This window comes from Pseudomonas caspiana, from assembly GCF_040224095.2.
GTDB classification, from domain to species: Bacteria; Pseudomonadota; Gammaproteobacteria; order Pseudomonadales; family Pseudomonadaceae; genus Aquipseudomonas; species Aquipseudomonas caspiana.
The window spans coordinates 5379269-5395805 of the sequence record NZ_CP167995.1 but is presented as its reverse complement, the minus strand read 5'-3'; the positions used below and the strand labels follow the sequence as shown (position 1 = coordinate 5395805).

Genomic DNA, 16537 nt, shown 5'->3' with positions numbered 1-16537 from the left:
GGGCGAATTTATTCGCGAATAGGTCGGTACTTCACAGGTCTCAGCGCCTGGCCCACCGCTTTCACGAATGAATTCGCTCCCGCACAGCCTATAGAGATCGCCGCGTTCGCAATTCTCAATGTTGCGCAATCCCAAGCCTTCGCAAACCCTGTGCTAAGATTCCGCCCTTGTTCATTCTAGTTACGGGTTGTTCGATGAAGTTGTCCATGCCGCGTTTCGATCAAGCACCAGTCTTGGTAGTGGGCGATGTCATGCTCGACCGCTATTGGCATGGCGGTACCTCAAGGATTTCGCCGGAGGCACCCGTGCCTGTGGTCAAGGTTGAGCAAATCGAAGACCGTCCAGGCGGTGCTGCGAACGTCGCCTTGAACATTGCTGCGTTGGGTGCACCTGCCTCGCTGGTTGGTGTGACCGGTGAAGACGAGGCTGCAGAAAGCCTCTCCAACAGCCTCAAGGCCGCAGGTGTGCTGGCGCGCTTCCAGCGCATTGCCAATCAGCCGACCATCGTCAAGCTGCGGGTCATGAGCCGGCATCAGCAACTGCTGCGCATCGACTTCGAAGAGCCATTTACCACTGACGCCGAGGCTTTGAGCGTTGAAGTGGAAGGGTTGCTCGACGGCATCAAAGTCTTGGTTCTGTCCGATTACGGTAAAGGGGCGCTGAAGAACCATCAGGCGCTGATCAAAGCTGCTCGTGATCGCAACATCCCGGTGCTTGCTGATCCGAAGGGCAAAGATTTTGCGATTTACCGTGGCGCCAGCCTCATCACTCCGAACCTGAGCGAATTTGAAGCCATCGTTGGCCACTGCGTTGACGAGGCTGAGTTAGTCGCAAAGGGCGCGCAGTTGATGAGCGAGCTGGATCTGGGCGCGTTGCTGGTCACCCGTGGCGAGCACGGCATGACGTTGTTGCGTCCGGATCACCAGCCTTTGCATCTGCCTGCCCGCGCTCGTGAAGTGTTCGATGTGACGGGTGCAGGCGACACCGTTATTTCTACCTTGGCGGCGGCTATCGCTGCTGGTGAAGATCTGCCTCACGCGGTGGCGTTGGCCAATCTTGCTGCGGGCATCGTCGTCGGCAAACTGGGTACGGCGGCCATCAGTGCGCCGGAGCTGCGTCGGGCGATCCAGCGAGAAGAAGGCTCTGAGCGAGGTGTTCTGGGCCTTGAGCAACTGCTGGTGGCCATTGACGACGCCCGCGCACATAAGGAAAAGATCGTTTTCACCAACGGTTGCTTCGATATTCTCCATGCCGGTCATGTGACGTATCTGGAGCAAGCGCGTGCTCAAGGTGATCGCCTTATTGTTGCGGTCAACGATGACGCGTCCGTCAGCCGTTTGAAGGGGCCTGGGCGCCCGATCAACAGTGTGGATCGGCGTATGGCGGTACTCGCCGGGCTAGGAGCAGTGGATTGGGTGATCAGCTTCCCTGAAGGCACACCGGAAAACCTGCTCGGCTACGTCAAGCCAGATGTGCTGGTCAAAGGCGGCGATTATGGTATCGACCAGGTGGTCGGCGCGGATATCGTCCAGGCCTATGGCGGTGAGGTTCGGGTGTTGGGGCTTGTGGAAAACAGCTCTACTACCGCGATTGTCGAGAAGATTCGCGGGCAGTGAAGTGATCCGCTCTTGAGTTGTGAATGCTTACTGTGGGAGCCGGGCTTGCCCGCGATAAACGATAACGCGTTATGTCTTCTGGCTGCGTCTCATGTATCGCGGGCAAGCCCGGCTCCCACACTCAGGCCGTATTCCAATGCCACATAGGTTGCGCTTCAGCTTTTAAACGTCACCAACTTCAATAATTGCCGGGCCTTGCCTGTCAGGCGTTTGAGTCCGGTTTTCTTTGGCGGTGGCGTCATGCCTTGCTGGCGTAGCCAGTCCTTCCAGCGAATCCTCTCGTCACGCACCACCCAGCCTTCCTGTGCTGCAAAGCTTTCAGCCAGATACAGGCCCCGGGTTCCGGCCGGTGTCAGCTTGTCGCGCTTCAAGGTGTAAAGCTCGGGCAGCGGCACGCCATTTTCCAGCGGCATCAGGTACAGATCAGGCTTGCTTCGATTGAGGCGGGCGACCAGTTGATCTTTTTCGAGACACTCATCGACATGGAACAAGCTCAGAGGCCGCGCTTCCTTGGGGACCTCCAGACGCATGTCATAAATAAGCTGCAACGATGCGGTGGGCAAGTGTACGTAGGCGCGAGGCCGTTCGATCAAGGTCATGCTACCGCAGCGTACCGGGCGTGCAGCGCCTGATAGCGTGCTGAGACGAAACGGCATCGCTTCACGGTAATGCAGGGCTGCGGCGTAGGGCGCCGGTAGCCAGATATCGTTGAAGCGCCCGCTGAGCCAGCCTTGCGGAGTTTCAATCAGGCACTCTTCAGCGACCTCCTGAATGGCGGTGTGCAACGGTAGATTGAGTTCGTGAGCCGGGACATAACCCGAGATCAACTTCAACACTACATCGCCACGATCCTGACGACGTTGGCGAACCAATACCCAGTAATCGCGGTTTTGCCAATTCAGTGTCAGGCGTACCGAAACCCCCAGATTAGCCAGCTCCGTAGCGAACCGCTCGGTGTCGGCCACTTCTATTTTGCGGCGCCGCTGCAAGGTCTGGGTGAAATTGAGTGGCATCCCGATGCTTTGATAATTGAGGCCTTCGGGCGTGGCTTCTACGAATAACGGCAGGGTCTTGAAGTTGCTTGGATTCTTCCGAATCAAAGTTCGCGGCATATCGGCTCCTTCTTGCGTTGGGGTCGGCCGCCTACATCAGGCTGGACGGCGAATCACGGCAGCGGCTGTGGCTACGTTATGGACCAGATGCATCGGGTTTATGGTCCCGACAATAGCACTGGCAACACCCGGATGGGCAAACAGCAATTCGAAACTGGCCTGCACCGCATCAACTCCAGGTCTCAGGCAGACATGACCGCTGGCCAACGCTTTCTTGACCAGAATGCCTTTGCCGTGGGCAGCAGCGTAGTCGAGCACTGGCTTTTCGCCTTGCTCGGAGAGGTTGTAAGTGACCATGGCGCAATCACCATCACGCAACGCCAGCAGGCCGCCCTCTACGGTTTTGCCGGAAAAACCGAAGCCACGAATCTTGCCTTCACGCTTAAGGTCAGCGAGGGTCTGGTAAACATCGCTGTCGTTAAGAATCGCCAGATCATTGCCGTCGGAGTGCACGAGCACCAAGTCAATAAAATCGGTTTCCAGACGTTTCAGGCTGCGCTCCACCGAGGCTCGAGTGTGTTCAGCGCTGAAGTCGTGACTCGACTGACCGCTTTCAAACTCCTCACCGACCTTGCTGACTATTACCCAATCCTGCCGCTGACCACGCAACAAAGGCCCCAGGCGTTCCTCGCTGGTGCCGTAGGCGGGTGCGGTGTCGATCAGATTGATACCCATGTCACGTGCCATCTTCAGCAGCATTTGCGCTTGCTGATCGTCCGGGATAGTAAAGCCGTTGGGGTATTTGACGCCTTGATCACGGCCGAGCTTGACCGTGCCCAGGCCCAATGGCGATACGCTAATACCGGTGCTGCCCAGCGGGCGATGCAGCTCGTGTAAGGTCTTTACGCTCATGGCAGCAGTTGATCCCAGACAGGTATGGCCAACGGTGGCTTGGGCAGATCGTTTAAAGATGGCTGCGGCGTCGGGTGGATTTCTTCGTGGGACAGCTCGGCCAGCACACGATCGGAAAAGTCCGGAGCCAACGCAAGCTTTGTCGGCCAGCCCACCATCAGGCGGTTCTGCACGCTTAGAAATGCATTGTCAGGACGCACCAACCCGGATTGCGCTGGTTCTGCTCGATCAACCCGCAAGGTTGCCCACTCGACTTGAGTGAGATCAATCCACGGCAACAAAGTGCCCAGTTCTTTTTTCACGGCAGCGATTTGCTGGGCCGGGTCACGGGCTACGCCATCCGCCTCGGCGACATCGCCGCCCACATACCATACCCATTGACCGTTGGCGGCCGGATGAGTCGTGACCGTCAGCCGCGGCTTGGGTCCGCCGCCGAGGCAGTGGGCATACAGCGGTTTCAGGCTCGGGCCTTTGGCAAGCACCATGTGCAGCGGCCGACGTTGCATGGCGGGTTGCGCTACGCCTAGTTTTTTCAGTAGATCAGCGTTGCCTGCACCCGCACACAGCACCACGCGCTGGGCGAAAATATCCCGACCGTCGACGCGCATGCCAACCAGGTCGTCGCCATCTACCAACGGTTCCAGATCGTGACCAGCCAGTAAGCTGCCATCGGCCAGGTCGGCCAGTCGCTCAATCAGGCTTGGTACATCAATGACCAGTTCAGCCAGGCGATAAACCTTGCCCTTGAACTTCGGGTCCTGCAGGGCTGGCGGCAGGTCAGTGCCTTTGACTTGATCAACGCGACCGCGTACGGCCTTGCTGGCAAAGAAACTGGTGAGGTTGCCCGCGAGTGTGCCGGGCGACCAGAGGTAATGGGCCTGGGAAAGTACGCGTACGCCACTCAGATCAAGCTCGCCGGTGCCTGCCAGCGCTTCACGCCAGCGACGTGGCATGTCGGCGATGGCTTCTGATGCACCCGACAACGCGCCATGCAGCGCGTATTTGGCACCGCCGTGGATAATCCCTTGGGATTTAAGGCTTTGTCCGCCGCCGAGGCTGGCGTTTTCGACCAGGACAGTCGAGTACCCCTGGCCGCGCAGTCGGGCATTGAGCCAGAGGCCAGCAACGCCGGCACCGACGATCAGGACGTCAGTGGAAATAACGGAAGGCATGAGCACCTCTGTGGCCGAAAGAATGCGGCCATTATAGAGGAACGCGTTTTCAATGCCCGGCGGTTTTCGAAAACAGCTGTATGACGACGACACCCAAGACAATCAAGCCCATGCCGAGCATGGCGGGGATATCGAGTTTCTGCCCATAGATGAAAAACGCGGCGACACTGACCATGACAATCCCCATGCCCGCCCAGACTGCATAGGCGATGCCTACCGGAATCGTACGAACTACCAGGATCAGCATCCAGAAGGCGATGGCGTAGCCGCAGATAACCAGCAACAGGGGGAGCGGCGTGCTCAGGCCCTTGACGGCTTTCATGGATAGGGTGCCGATGACTTCAGCACAAATGGCGATGGCCAGCAGGTAGTAAGCAGGCATGACGGTAACTCCTCTTCGTATGCCGCGTATTTTAGCCATCACTCAGATGGGGTAAAGTCATTACCTATCGCTATGGGAGATAGGTTTGGCCATGCAGTGGAGTCTTGAGCAAATGCGCCTGTTCGTCAGCGTGGCCGAGCAGCGTTCGTTTTCAGCTGTGGCGCGGGGTATGCATCGCGCACAGTCAGCCGTCAGCAGTTCGATCGCCATGCTCGAATCGGATTTGGGTGTGAGCCTGTTTGAACGCAGTAGTGGCCGCCAGCCGCGCTTGACCGAGGCTGGTACGGCATTGCTCGAAGAGGCGCGCGAGCTGTTGCGTCAATGCGAGCGTATCGACGGACGCGCTCTGGCGTTGATGCGCGGCCAGGAGGCGCAATTGCGCGTGGCGCATGATGAAGCCATGCCTTACCAGCCTGTGCTCGATAGCCTGGAGGCGCTGTCCGAACGCTTTCCGACCCTTGAAGTTCAGCTGGCCAGCGGTGCTCAGGGCGACGTAGCGCGCAAGTTGCTGGAGCGGCGGGCTGATCTGGGTTTGCTGTTTCATCACGAGCAGATGCCCTCCGAGTTGGAGCGCAGAGGGTTGGGCGGTGTGGAAATGGTTACCGTGTGCGCAGTGGATCATCCACTGGCGCGCGATGGGCGCGTCACTCGACAACAACTGGCGCGGCATCGCCAGTTACTGATCGCTCCGCAACAGAGCGGTTATCCCGGTGGTGAGCAACTGAGCCCGCAGGTCTGGCGGGCCGACAGTTTTTATGTGATGGCCGAGCTGTTGATGCGCGGCCTGGGTTGGGCCTGGCTGCCCCGGCATGTGGTGCAATATCCGACCTATCAGCATCAGATGATCGAGCTGGTCGGCGAGTGGACGCCGCCACCGTTGGTAGTGGAAATGGTCTGGCGTCGTGACGAGCCGCTTGGCCCGGCTGCGCAGTGGCTTTCCGAAAGTTTTGCCCGGCATTTGCGCGCCATTGGCTGATAAACTCCGCGCCCATGAATAGAACTTTATATACCTTGCTGTTTCATCTCGGTCTGCCGCTGGTGGCCGTTCGCCTGTGGCTGCGAGCGCGCAAGGCTCCTGCCTATCGCCAGCGAATCGGCGAGCGCTTCGCCCTCGGTTTGCCAGCCATGCAGCCGGGCGGCATCTGGGTGCATGCGGTTTCGGTGGGGGAAAGCATTGCTGCCGCGCCAATGATTCGTGCGCTGCTTGCCCGTTATCCACAGCTGTCGATCACCGTCACCTGCATGACGCCGACCGGTTCGGAACGGATCAAGGCGATGTTCGCCAACGAGCCGCGCATTCAGCATTGCTACCTGCCCTATGATTTGCCATGGGCGGCGGGCCGTTTTCTCGATCATGTGCGACCAGTGCTTGGCGTGATCATGGAGACCGAGCTTTGGCCTAATCATATTCATCAGTGTGCCAAACGCGGCATCCCTGTGGCCTTGGCCAATGCGCGTTTGTCCGAGCGCTCGGCGCGGGGGTATGCGCGGTTTGCCAGGCTGACCCGGCCGATGCTGGAAGAAATGAGCTGGTTCGCGGTACAGACCGAGACCGAAGCGCAGCGCTTTCGGGATTTGGGTGCACGTTCTGAATGCGTGGCCGTAACCGGTTCGATCAAGTTCGACCTGACGATCGACCCGCAACTGTTGACCCGTGCCGCGCAGCTACGTGAAGAATGGCAGACGATTGATCGCCCCGTCTGGATCGCGGCCAGCACCCATGCGGGAGAGGATGAAGTTGTTCTGGCGGCTCATCGGCAGTTGCTGATCAGCTATCCTGATGCGTTGCTGATTTTGGTGCCGCGCCATCCGGAGCGCTTCAACAGCGTTCATGATCTTGCCGTGCAGCAGGGCTTTGCGACGGTGCGTCGCTCATCCGGTCAGCCAGTCACACCGCAGACCTCGGTGCTGGTGGGCGACACCATGGGCGAGCTCCTGTTTCTCTATGCCTTGGCCGACATTGCTTTTGTTGGTGGCAGCCTGGTGCCCAACGGCGGCCACAACCTGCTCGAGCCTGCCGCATTGGCCAAACCGGTGTTGAGCGGCCCGTATCTGTTCAACTTTCTGGAAATCGCCGCGATGCTGCGCAATGCCGACGCACTGGTTGAGTGCGGTGATGCAGCGAGTCTTTCGGCTGCCGTGCAGAGCCTGTTCGACCAGCCACAACGTGCCCGTGAGATGTCCGAGGCGGGGCTACAAGTGATGAAGGCCAATCAAGGCGCATTGCAGCGATTGCTGGATGGGCTTGACCGCGTTCTAGGGTAGGAGGCAACTTGTTGGCGAGAGGGCCTGACGCGGTGTTTCAGACGTATCGCCTCGCGAACAGGTTCGCTCCTACCGCAGTTGCGTGGCGGCGCTGGTTTAGGAGGTTGCCTCATGCTTTTCTGTAGGCACTCACGAGCACCTACAGGTTTCCGTTTGCTGCTCGACAGTGATCTCTACCTTTGCGGCGGCCGTTCGAAGTTCTTTTTCGCGGCCGCTGCCAGATCCGGTGGCAGGAAGTCTTTGTCCGGGTTGTAGTCGGCTTTCAGGTAGCGCGACAAATCCTGCAGGTCGCCGGGATTCAACGTGCCTGCCGCCTGCTTCAAGCGCAGGTTATCGAGGATGTAGTCATAGCGGGTGTTGTTGTAGTCACGCACCGAGGCGTACAGCTGGCGCTGCGCATCCAGCACGTCGACGATGTTACGAGTCCCCACCTGATAACCGATTTCCGTGGCTTCCAACGCGCTCTGGTTGGAGATGATTGACTGCTTGCGGGCCTGAACCTGTTCGACATCGGTATTCACAGCGCGGTGCAGATTGCGAGTGTTCTCCACCACCTGACGACGCAAGCCTTCGCGGCGCTGTTCGCTCTGGCTCAGCCTTGAATACGCTTCGCGCACTTGCGAACTGGTCAGGCCGCCGCTGTAGATCGGGATATTCAACTGCACGCCAATACTGCGCTGCTCTACGTCGCCACGGTAGTTCTGCCCGGTGTAGTTCGGGTTGCTGAAGCCCAGCGCATCGTTATCGCCGCGCTTGTACTGAGCCACCGCATCAAGGGTCGGGGCGTGTCCGGCCTTGCGCTGGCGCAGGGTTTCTTCGGCTGCGCTGACTGCGTAATTGCTGGCCAGCAGATTGAGGTTCTGCTGCGCGGCCGTATCAACCCAGGCTTTTGCATCGTTAGGCATCGGCGCCAGAATCGGTAACGTGTGGACGATGCCCTCAATGGAGTTGTATTCACGATTGGTCAGCGTCACCAGCGCTTGAAAGGCATCATCCACCTGACGTTTGGCAACGATCCGGCTGGCCCGGGCAGTGTCGTAGCTGGCTTGGGCCTGCAACACGTCGGTCTTGTCGGAAAGGCCAACATCAAAGCGCTCGTTGGCTTGATCCAGCTGACGCTTGAAGGCCGCTTCTTCAGCTTTGGTCGAGGCCAGATTGTCCTGGGCGCGCAGCACGGTGAAGTAGCTTTGCGCGCTTTCCAGAATCAGGTTCTGCTCGGTGGCCGACAGCTCCAGTGCTGCTTGTTCGTTGACGGCTTCGGCGGCCTGTAACTGGAACCAGCGGTCGGCACGGAAAATCGGTTGGCTCAGCGTCGCCTGATACACCGTGCCGCTGCGGGTAGCGACGGCGTTGGGTTGGTCGATGCTGGTGCGGGTATTGTTGACGTCTGCGCCTGCAGACAGATTGGGCAGCAAGCCTGCGCGGGCCTGCGGCACGACTTCCTTGCGAGCGGCATAATCGGCGCGGGCTGCTGCAAGATCGGCGTTGTTGTCGACAGCTTCCTGATAAACACTGACCAGGCCGGTCTTGGTTGGCAGCGGCAAATCGGCTGCCCAGGCAATCGAACTGCAGGCACATGACACGGCAATGGCCAATGAAAGTTTGTGCAGCATGGGGTGTTCCCTGTTCATGATTATGGTGCCAGTCCGATTCGAAGAAACTGGTTAGCGAGTGTAGAGGCTGGGGGACCTTGCAACAATCAGGCAGGCCATTTATCCAGCGTTTGAAAACGTGCTTGGCGTTCCGGCCCCGTCCCGACTAGACTGGCGACGTTCTTGTCGGGGTGCCTTGCTTTGAGGCTGAGATCGGTTAAACCGGATCCCGTTGAACCTGATCAGGTTAGCGCCTGCGTAGGGAACAAGATTTCTCGTCTCCCGGCGAGTCCTCTTGAGTGTCGTCCGGGGTCTTTGGTTCATATCTGAGCCGAACATTCTTCCGCTCGATACTCAGCACCAGCCTTGGTGCGTCTTTTCGTCTTCAGGTTCGCTCCGACAATTAATCCGCCGCTGGATGATGTCTGGAGAGCCCGTGATGAGTACAAATCTAAAAAACGCCGCCAACCTGAGTGAGTCCGCACAAGTCGACTCTGGATCGGTGCAGCCGTTTACCCGCTCGCAAAAAATCTATGTTCAGGGTTCTCGCCCGGACATCCGCGTGCCCATGCGCGAAATCACCCTGGACGTGACGCCCACCGACTTTGGTGGGGAAATCAATGCGCCGGTGACGGTGTACGACACGTCCGGGCCTTACACCGACCCGAACGTCATTATTGATGTGCGCAAAGGCCTGGCTGACGTGCGTTCGCCATGGATCGACTCGCGCAATGACACAGAGCGTCTCGACGGCCTGACGTCGAACTTCGGCCAGCAGCGACTGGCCGATGCCGAACTGACCCGTCTGCGTTTTGCCCATGTGCGCAACCCGCGTCGGGCCAAAGCGGGGGCCAATGTCAGCCAGATGCACTATGCGCGTCAGGGCATCATCACGGCGGAGATGGAGTACGTCGCGATTCGCGAAAACATGAAGCTGCAGGAAGCGCGAGCTGCTGGCCTGCTGACTCAGCAACACGCCGGACACAGTTTTGGCGCCAACATCCCCAAAGAAATCACCGCTGAGTTCGTGCGTGAAGAAATCGCCCGTGGTCGCGCGATTATCCCGGCCAACATCAACCATACCGAATTGGAGCCGATGATCATTGGCCGCAACTTTCTGGTGAAGATCAACGGCAACATTGGCAATAGCGCACTGGGCTCTTCCATCGAAGAAGAAGTCGCCAAACTGACCTGGGGTATTCGCTGGGGCTCGGACACGGTCATGGACTTGTCCACCGGCAAACACATCCACGAAACCCGCGAGTGGATCATTCGTAACTCGCCGGTGCCGATCGGTACAGTGCCGATCTATCAGGCGCTGGAAAAAGTCGGCGGTGCTGCCGAGGACCTGACCTGGGAGCTGTTTCGCGACACGCTGATCGAGCAAGCGGAGCAGGGCGTCGATTACTTCACCATCCACGCCGGTGTGCTGTTGCGCTACGTGCCACTGACCGCCAAACGCGTCACCGGCATCGTCAGCCGTGGCGGTTCGATCATGGCCAAGTGGTGCTTGGCGCATCACAAAGAGAACTTCCTTTACACACACTTCGAAGACATCTGCGAAATCATGAAGGCCTACGACGTCAGCTTCTCGCTGGGCGATGGCCTGCGTCCGGGTTCAATTGCCGATGCCAATGACGCTGCGCAGTTTGGTGAGCTGGAAACCCTGGGTGAACTGACCAAGATCGCCTGGAAGCACGACGTACAGACCATGATCGAAGGTCCAGGCCACGTGCCGATGCAACTGATCAAAGAGAACATGGACAAGCAGCTGGAGTGCTGTGACGAAGCGCCGTTCTACACCCTTGGCCCGCTGACCACGGATATTGCGCCGGGCTACGACCACATCACTTCCGGTATCGGGGCAGCGATGATCGGCTGGTTCGGTTGCGCGATGCTCTGCTACGTCACGCCCAAAGAGCATTTGGGCCTGCCGAACAAGGATGACGTGAAGACCGGGATCATCACTTACAAGATTGCTGCGCATGCCGCGGACCTTGCCAAAGGCCATCCGGGCGCGCAGATCCGCGATAACGCACTGAGCAAGGCGCGGTTTGAGTTCCGATGGGAAGACCAGTTCAACCTCGGCTTGGACCCGGACACCGCGCGGTCTTATCACGATGAAACCCTGCCGAAGGATTCCGCCAAGGTCGCGCATTTCTGCTCCATGTGCGGGCCGAAATTCTGCTCGATGAAAATCACCCAGGAAGTGCGGGAGTACGCGGCCAACCAGAAGATTGAAGCCATTGACCTGGACGTCGCCCAAGGGCTGGCGGAACAGGCCGAACGCTTCAAGCAGGAAGGTAGCCAGTTGTACAAAAAGGTTTGATTTATTTCATTAAATAAACCTGCTGGAGCCAATCCCCTGTGGGAGCGAGGCTTGCCCGCGATAAGGTCCTACGCGATCTAAAGTAAACCGCGTCCAGCCTTATCGCGGGCAAGCCTCGCTCCCACAGGTCCGCGTTCCAGCTGATCATTTGCGAGCCCCCACCATGACCACCCCCAGCACCTATTCACCCGATTCCCCCGTCCCCGAAGGCAAGCGTGTTTTCGGCGGGCGCGATCTGTTTTCTCTATGGTTTTCCCTCGGCATTGGCCTGATGGTTCTGCAAACCGGCGCGCTGTTGGCGCCGGGGCTGGGTCTCTCGGGTTCGCTGCTGGCGATCTTCCTCGGCACGCTAGTGGGCGTGTTGCTGCTGGCAGCTGTCGGCGTGATTGGCAGCGACACAGGCTTGTCGTCCATGGCTGCGCTCAAACTCAGCCTGGGCAGCAAAGGCGCGTCACTGCCCGCACTGCTCAACCTGCTGCAACTGATTGGCTGGGGATCGTTCGAAATCATCGTCATGCGCGACGCGGCAAGTTTGCTGGGCACCCGTGCTTTTGGCGAAGGCAGCGTGTGGACAAGCCCGCTGCTCTGGACCCTGTTTTTTGGTGGATTGGCGACATTGCTGGCCGTCAGTGGGCCGCTGACGTTCGTGCGACAGATCCTGCGCAAATGGGGCATCTGGCTGCTGTTGGCCGCGTGCCTGTGGCTGACCTGGAATCTATTCGCCAAGGCGGATCTGGCCGCGCTTTGGGCTCAGGCCGGTGACGGATCTTTGCCCTTTGCCGTGGGCTTCGACATTGCCATCGCCATGCCGCTGTCGTGGCTGCCACTGATTGCCGATTACTCACGTTTCGGCAAGCGAGCGAAAAACGTCTTCGGTGGCACCGCGTTGGGGTTCTTTATCGGTAACTTCTGGCTGATGAGCCTGGGCGTTGCTTACACCCTGGCGTTTGCGCCAAGCGGAGAAGTCAATGCGTTGTTGCTGGCGCTGGCCGGGGCGGGATTGGGGATTCCATTGCTGCTTGTTCTGCTCGACGAGTCGGAAAACGCTTTCGCTGATATTCACTCGGCGGCAGTGTCCAGCGGGATGCTTTCAGGGCTGAAAGTCGAGCATCTGGCCTTGGCTATAGGCGTTATCTGCACGCTGATCGCCTGTCTTGCGCCGTTGGCGCAGTACCAGAACTTCCTGTTGCTGATTGGCTCGGTGTTTGCGCCTTTGTTTGGCGTGGTGCTGGTGGATCACTTTGTGTTGCGCGGGCGCAGCAGCCTGGCGGCTAACGTAGGGTTTCAATGGATGACGTTGCTGGCCTGGTTGGGTGGAGTCAGCACCTATCACTTGCTGGCCAACCTTTATCCGGATATCGGCGCAACACTGCCAGCGCTGATCGTCGCTGGCGTGCTGCAGTTGTTGCTGGGTAAAAAAATTGCTGGGTAAAATTCTCAACCGCGGCCGGGGAACAGCTCCGGTTTGAGGATGCCATTGAGCTGCGGATAAGGAATCTTCAGCTCGATGTGGCCCATGGAATACGGCGCGATGGTGTCCACCTGATACTTGAGAATGAACGCGCCATAGGTCAGAGCGATGTGCGGGGTGCGCTTGAACGGCCAGGTTTTCATGAACTCAGGGTCTTCGTTCATCTTGGTCGACAGCAGCCAGCCCTGATGCGCCAGTTCGGCTTTCTGCCAGAACTCGCCTTCCTTGCCCGGTACGATCATGTCGGCCAGGGTCAGCACTTTCTCTTGCTGGCGCGAGTAGTTGATGAACGCGCGACCAGGAGCGCCGTGTGCGCCGCCCGTGTCCAGATAACTGGACAGCTCGACGACTACGATACCGTCATGTTGCTCACGTACCTTGGCTTGCAGGTAGCTGGCGTTGCGACCCTGGGAATCACGCAGATATTGCTCCTGGTAAGCCTTGAGCGAAATCGGCAGTGGTCCGCTGGAATCCGTGCGAGTCAGTTGCAGCAGGGTTTTCTGCACGATGGCGTCCAGCTTGGGCTCATCAGGGAAGTGCACGGTGTCGATATTCACCAGCGGGCAATCGGCGGCAGTACAGCCCGGCTTGATCAGCTCGGAAGCGTCGCGCTGCACTTGCAGGGGCGCACGGTAATTGGGTTGGAACAGGCTCTGACAAGCGCCCAGCATAAGTGCCAGGCAAGCCAGTGAAGCGATCCTCAATAACGACATGTTGATCCTTTGCGGTGGCAATGAAGACGGTTACGTTGTTCGAGTTCAGGCTGCTTGGACTGCAAACGGTGACATCGGTTCGCCGCCAGGCGGATTAGAGTTCGTTTCGCCATTGACCGTCTACCCTGCATGTTCAAGAGGGGGCTGCATAAGGTTGGCGATGCGCGTTAGGATGGCCTCACGTCACGATTTGCCCGAAGCGAGAACCCCATGACCGACCCGACCCGATCGACCCCGACAGATTTTGAAATCACCAAGCGAGAAAACTGCTTTCAGGGCTTTTATAGACTGGACAAAGTGTTCCTGCGTCACGAACTGTTTGCGGGTGGCTTGGGCAAGGAAATCAGTCGCGAACTTTTTGTGCGTCATGATGCGGTGTGTGTACTGCCGTACGACGCCAAGCGTGACGAAGTGGTGCTGATCGAGCAGTTTCGCGTCGGCGCGCTGGAGAAAACCGCTAACCCGTGGCTGATCGAGTTGGTAGCGGGTTTGATCGACAAGGCGGAGGAACCTGAAGAAGTTGCCCACCGCGAAGCAGAAGAGGAAGCTGGGCTTGTGTTCAGTGCGTTGTGGCCCATCACCAAATACTTTCCTTCGCCCGGTGGCAGTGACGAGTTCGTTCATCTGTACTTAGGTCGTTGTGAAAGCGATGGGGCAGGGGGATTGCACGGACTGGAGTCTGAGGGTGAAGATATCCGCGTCACCGTCTGGTCTTTTGATGACGCACTGCAAGCCGTACGTGACGGGCGAATTATCAATGCTTCGACGATTATTGCGCTGCAATGGCTGGCGTTGAATCGTGCTGAAGTCAGGGGGTTATGGTCGTGAATCTATTGCGCGAGCGCTATCGAGTTGACCTTGCCGGGCTGCAAGCTGCCTGCGAGGCCAACTATGCGCGCTTGATGCGGTTGTTGCCGGACATGCGCAACGCCCAGCGCTCGCGGCGAGTCGCTGTAACACAGGGCGATCAAATGCTCGGCGTGCTGGCGGTTGAGGTATTGCTCGATTGCCCCTACACCACCACCCTGCAAGTCCGTCAGGAACACAGCCTGCCGTGGCTGCCGGTGCCGAGCCTTGAGGTGCAGGTCTATCACGACGCACGCATGGCCGAAGTGATTGGCGCCGAACACGCCCGGCGCTTTCGCGGTATCTACCCGTATCCAAATGCTGAAATGCACCAGCCAGATGAAAAAGCCCAGCTCAATCTGTTTTTAGGCGAGTGGCTGAGCCATTGCCTTGCGTGCGGGCATGAGTTTGAAGCGGTGCGGTGAGCGTTGTATCTCGTCTTTCAAAGAATACATTTATTGCAGGAGCTGCCAAGGGCTGCGAAGCGTTTACCCTGGCCGCCATCGCAGCCGTCGGCAGCTCCTACAGGCCAATCGTTCGTAACTGAGACCTGACACTCACTCCCGGATTTGCCGACCTGATCGCTTCCCACCATAATCGCCAGACTCTGCCCAAGGAGATGGCTTTTGCCAAACGCCCACGTTAAGGACTCAGTCCTGCTGGTCCAGCTGTCCGACAGTCATTTGTTCGCCAATGCGGACGGTACGTTGCTGGGCATGTGTACCCGCGACAGTCTGCAAAAAGTCATCGAACTGGTATTGGCCGAGCAGCCGCAGGTCGATCTGGTGGTTGCCAGTGGCGATGTTTCGCAGGACGGCAGCGTTGAGTCTTATGAGGCGTTCCGCCGGTTGAGCGGGGAGATCGATGCGCCGAAACGCTGGTTCCCCGGTAATCATGACGAATCTCAGGAAATGCGCCAGGCAGCGCAGCAAAGCGATTTGCTTGATCCGGTAATTGATATCGGCAACTGGCGCGTGACGTTACTGGACTCGTCGGTACCGGGGTCGGTACCGGGTTATCTATGTGATCAGCAGTTGCAGCTGTTGGCGCAATCCCTGAGCGAAGCCCCCGAGCGTCATCATCTCGTCTGTCTGCACCACAACCCGGTGCCGATTGGCTGCGAGTGGATGAATCCCATTGGACTGCGCAATCCTGATGCGCTGTTTGCGGTACTTGAGCGTTTTCCACAGGTGCGTGCAGTGCTCTGGGGGCATGTTCATCAGGAATACGACCAGATGCGCGATACCGTTCGGCTGCTGGCTTCCCCCTCAACCTGCATCCAGTTCGCGCCGGGCAGCGTCGACTTCAAGGTCGACACCACGGCGCCGGGCTATCGCTGGCTGCGTCTGTTTGACGACGGAGAGCTGGAAACAGGCGTATCCCGTGTGGTCGGGCTGGACTTCGAAGTGGATTATGGCGGCAAGGGCTACTGATCTTTTTGTCGTGAAACACACGCAGGCGAGTCTTTCAGCGTTAGTCCCTGTAAACTGCGCGGCTTTGTACCTCCCAGTGTTCCAGGAGCGGACGGCGTGACCAGCGAATTACCCACACTGCTGTATATCCACGGCCTGAACAGCTCGGCGCTGTCGAAAAAGGCTACTCAATTGATCGCATTGATGCGCTCGCTTGAGCTGAGTGAGCAGGTGCGTGTCCCCGAATTGCATCATCATCCGCGTCAGTCCATGGTCCAGCTGGAGTCCGCTATCGAAGAGCTCGGGCGGCCACTGCTGGTCGGCAGCTCGCTCGGCGGCTACTATGCGACACACTTGGCGCAGCGCCACGGTCTGAAAGCCGTGCTGATCAACCCGGCAGTCAACCCGCATCAGCTTTTCGACGGCTTTGTCGGTACGCAGCAAAACCTTTATACCGGTGAAACATGGGAACTGACCCACGACCACGTAAAGGCCTTGGCCGAACTGGAAGTGCCTGCACCTCAGGACCCGAAGCGCGTTCAGGTCTGGCTGCAAACCGGTGATGAAACCCTTGATTATCGCCGCGCCGAATCGTTTTATCGGGCATGCGCTTTGCGTATCCAGGCAGGCGGCGACCACAGCTACCAGGGATTTGCCGGGCAATTGCCCGCCCTGTTGAGTTTTGCCGGATTCGCCCCTGAGTTGCTGCAGGCAGTGGATGTTTCCAAGCTTTGAATGTATTGCCGGATTAAATGTAGGAGCTGCCCAAGGCTGC

General features: G+C 58.5%; 15 protein-coding genes and 1 riboswitch. Of the genes, 9 read left to right on the top strand and 6 right to left on the bottom strand.

All coding sequences use genetic code 11. The features are described 5' to 3' along the window. Positions 1–194 precede the first annotated feature (194 nt). On the top strand, positions 195–1616 hold the full coding sequence (gene hldE / locus ABRP31_RS24470; RefSeq protein ID WP_087269976.1) for a bifunctional D-glycero-beta-D-manno-heptose-7-phosphate kinase/D-glycero-beta-D-manno-heptose 1-phosphate adenylyltransferase HldE: 1422 nt from the start codon (positions 195–197) through the stop codon (positions 1614–1616). Positions 1617–1771: 155 nt separating this feature from the next. Here hldE and ABRP31_RS24465 read toward each other — a convergent pair whose 3' ends face one another. The 4 genes from ABRP31_RS24465 to ABRP31_RS24450 are packed head-to-tail and all read right to left on the bottom strand — an operon-like array spanning position 1772 to position 5134. Then, positions 1772–2728 (bottom strand): metal ABC transporter ATPase, encoded by a 957-nt coding sequence (locus ABRP31_RS24465; RefSeq protein WP_087269973.1) that lies wholly within the window; start codon positions 2726–2728, stop codon positions 1772–1774. A gap of 36 nt (positions 2729–2764) precedes the next feature. Continuing rightward, positions 2765–3580 (bottom strand): aldo/keto reductase, encoded by an 816-nt coding sequence (locus tag ABRP31_RS24460; protein ID WP_087269970.1) that lies wholly within the window; start codon positions 3578–3580, stop codon positions 2765–2767. Then, positions 3577–4752, bottom strand: coding sequence for an FAD-dependent oxidoreductase (locus ABRP31_RS24455; RefSeq protein ID WP_349971882.1), 1176 nt, complete (start codon positions 4750–4752; stop codon positions 3577–3579). The genes ABRP31_RS24460 and ABRP31_RS24455 overlap by 4 nt, the downstream gene beginning before the upstream one ends. Positions 4753–4801: 49 nt before the next feature. After that, the gene (locus ABRP31_RS24450; RefSeq protein WP_087269965.1) at positions 4802–5134 is read right to left on the bottom strand and encodes a multidrug efflux SMR transporter; all 333 of its coding nucleotides are present in this window, start codon (positions 5132–5134) and stop codon (positions 4802–4804) included. An 85-nt stretch (positions 5135–5219) separates the two neighbouring features. On the opposite strand from ABRP31_RS24450, the gene ABRP31_RS24445 reads away from it, so the two are divergent. Both ABRP31_RS24445 and waaA read left to right on the top strand, forming a co-directional pair. Next, positions 5220–6110: a LysR family transcriptional regulator gene (locus ABRP31_RS24445; RefSeq protein WP_349971883.1), complete on the top strand. Its 891-nt coding sequence runs from the start codon at positions 5220–5222 to the stop codon at positions 6108–6110. Between the two features lie 14 nt (positions 6111–6124). Continuing rightward, positions 6125–7399, top strand: coding sequence for a lipid IV(A) 3-deoxy-D-manno-octulosonic acid transferase (gene waaA, locus ABRP31_RS24440; RefSeq protein WP_349971885.1), 1275 nt, complete (start codon positions 6125–6127; stop codon positions 7397–7399). A 173-nt stretch (positions 7400–7572) separates the two neighbouring features. Here waaA and ABRP31_RS24435 read toward each other — a convergent pair whose 3' ends face one another. Continuing rightward, positions 7573–9012 (bottom strand): TolC family outer membrane protein, encoded by a 1440-nt coding sequence (locus ABRP31_RS24435; protein ID WP_349971886.1) that lies wholly within the window; start codon positions 9010–9012, stop codon positions 7573–7575. Positions 9013–9168: 156 nt separating this feature from the next. Next, positions 9169–9273, top strand: a riboswitch (TPP riboswitch). A gap of 157 nt (positions 9274–9430) precedes the next feature. Here ABRP31_RS24435 and thiC point away from each other — a divergent pair. Both thiC and cytX read left to right on the top strand, forming a co-directional pair. Then, positions 9431–11320 carry a phosphomethylpyrimidine synthase ThiC gene (gene thiC / locus ABRP31_RS24430; RefSeq protein WP_349971887.1) on the top strand — a complete coding sequence of 630 codons (1890 nt, stop codon included), beginning with the start codon at positions 9431–9433 and terminating at the stop codon, positions 11318–11320. Between the two features lie 163 nt (positions 11321–11483). Further along, positions 11484–12752 carry a putative hydroxymethylpyrimidine transporter CytX gene (cytX, locus tag ABRP31_RS24425; RefSeq protein ID WP_349971888.1) on the top strand — a complete coding sequence of 423 codons (1269 nt, stop codon included), beginning with the start codon at positions 11484–11486 and terminating at the stop codon, positions 12750–12752. Between the two features lie 5 nt (positions 12753–12757). On the opposite strand, the gene ABRP31_RS24420 is transcribed toward cytX, so the two are convergent. Further along, a complete protein-coding gene (locus ABRP31_RS24420; protein ID WP_349971889.1) occupies positions 12758–13504 on the bottom strand; it encodes an RsiV family protein in 747 nt (248 codons plus the stop codon). Positions 13505–13714: 210 nt separating this feature from the next. On the opposite strand from ABRP31_RS24420, the gene ABRP31_RS24415 reads away from it, so the two are divergent. The 4 genes from ABRP31_RS24415 to ABRP31_RS24400 all read left to right on the top strand — a co-directional run bounded on the left by ABRP31_RS24415 (position 13715) and on the right by ABRP31_RS24400 (position 16497). Continuing rightward, the gene (locus tag ABRP31_RS24415; RefSeq protein ID WP_087269941.1) at positions 13715–14332 is read left to right on the top strand and encodes an NUDIX domain-containing protein; all 618 of its coding nucleotides are present in this window, start codon (positions 13715–13717) and stop codon (positions 14330–14332) included. Further along, positions 14323–14775, top strand: a complete 453-nt coding sequence (locus ABRP31_RS24410) for a DUF1249 domain-containing protein (RefSeq protein ID WP_087269938.1) — start codon at positions 14323–14325, stop codon at positions 14773–14775. Before ABRP31_RS24415 ends, ABRP31_RS24410 begins: the two co-directional genes overlap by 10 nt. A 231-nt stretch (positions 14776–15006) precedes the next feature. After that, the gene (cpdA, locus tag ABRP31_RS24405) at positions 15007–15783 is read left to right on the top strand and encodes a 3',5'-cyclic-AMP phosphodiesterase (protein WP_372489474.1); all 777 of its coding nucleotides are present in this window, start codon (positions 15007–15009) and stop codon (positions 15781–15783) included. Positions 15784–15879: 96 nt separating this feature from the next. Further along, positions 15880–16497, top strand: a complete 618-nt coding sequence (locus ABRP31_RS24400) for a YqiA/YcfP family alpha/beta fold hydrolase (protein WP_349971891.1) — start codon at positions 15880–15882, stop codon at positions 16495–16497. Positions 16498–16537 lie beyond the last annotated feature (40 nt).

Coding starts and splice junctions, on each gene's coding strand:
- waaA (WP_349971885.1), top strand. CDS start 6,125: ATGAATAGAACTTTATATACCTTGCTGTTTCATCTCGGTCTGCCGCTG.
- ABRP31_RS24465 (WP_087269973.1), bottom strand. CDS start 2,728: ATGCCGCGAACTTTGATTCGGAAGAATCCAAGCAACTTCAAGACCCTG.
- ABRP31_RS24410 (WP_087269938.1), top strand. CDS start 14,323: ATGGTCGTGAATCTATTGCGCGAGCGCTATCGAGTTGACCTTGCCGGG.
- ABRP31_RS24450 (WP_087269965.1), bottom strand. CDS start 5,134: ATGCCTGCTTACTACCTGCTGGCCATCGCCATTTGTGCTGAAGTCATC.
- ABRP31_RS24435 (WP_349971886.1), bottom strand. CDS start 9,012: ATGCTGCACAAACTTTCATTGGCCATTGCCGTGTCATGTGCCTGCAGT.
- hldE (WP_087269976.1), top strand. CDS start 195: ATGAAGTTGTCCATGCCGCGTTTCGATCAAGCACCAGTCTTGGTAGTG.
- ABRP31_RS24460 (WP_087269970.1), bottom strand. CDS start 3,580: ATGAGCGTAAAGACCTTACACGAGCTGCATCGCCCGCTGGGCAGCACC.
- thiC (WP_349971887.1), top strand. CDS start 9,431: ATGAGTACAAATCTAAAAAACGCCGCCAACCTGAGTGAGTCCGCACAA.
- cytX (WP_349971888.1), top strand. CDS start 11,484: ATGACCACCCCCAGCACCTATTCACCCGATTCCCCCGTCCCCGAAGGC.
- ABRP31_RS24455 (WP_349971882.1), bottom strand. CDS start 4,752: ATGCCTTCCGTTATTTCCACTGACGTCCTGATCGTCGGTGCCGGCGTT.
- ABRP31_RS24420 (WP_349971889.1), bottom strand. CDS start 13,504: ATGTCGTTATTGAGGATCGCTTCACTGGCTTGCCTGGCACTTATGCTG.
- ABRP31_RS24415 (WP_087269941.1), top strand. CDS start 13,715: ATGACCGACCCGACCCGATCGACCCCGACAGATTTTGAAATCACCAAG.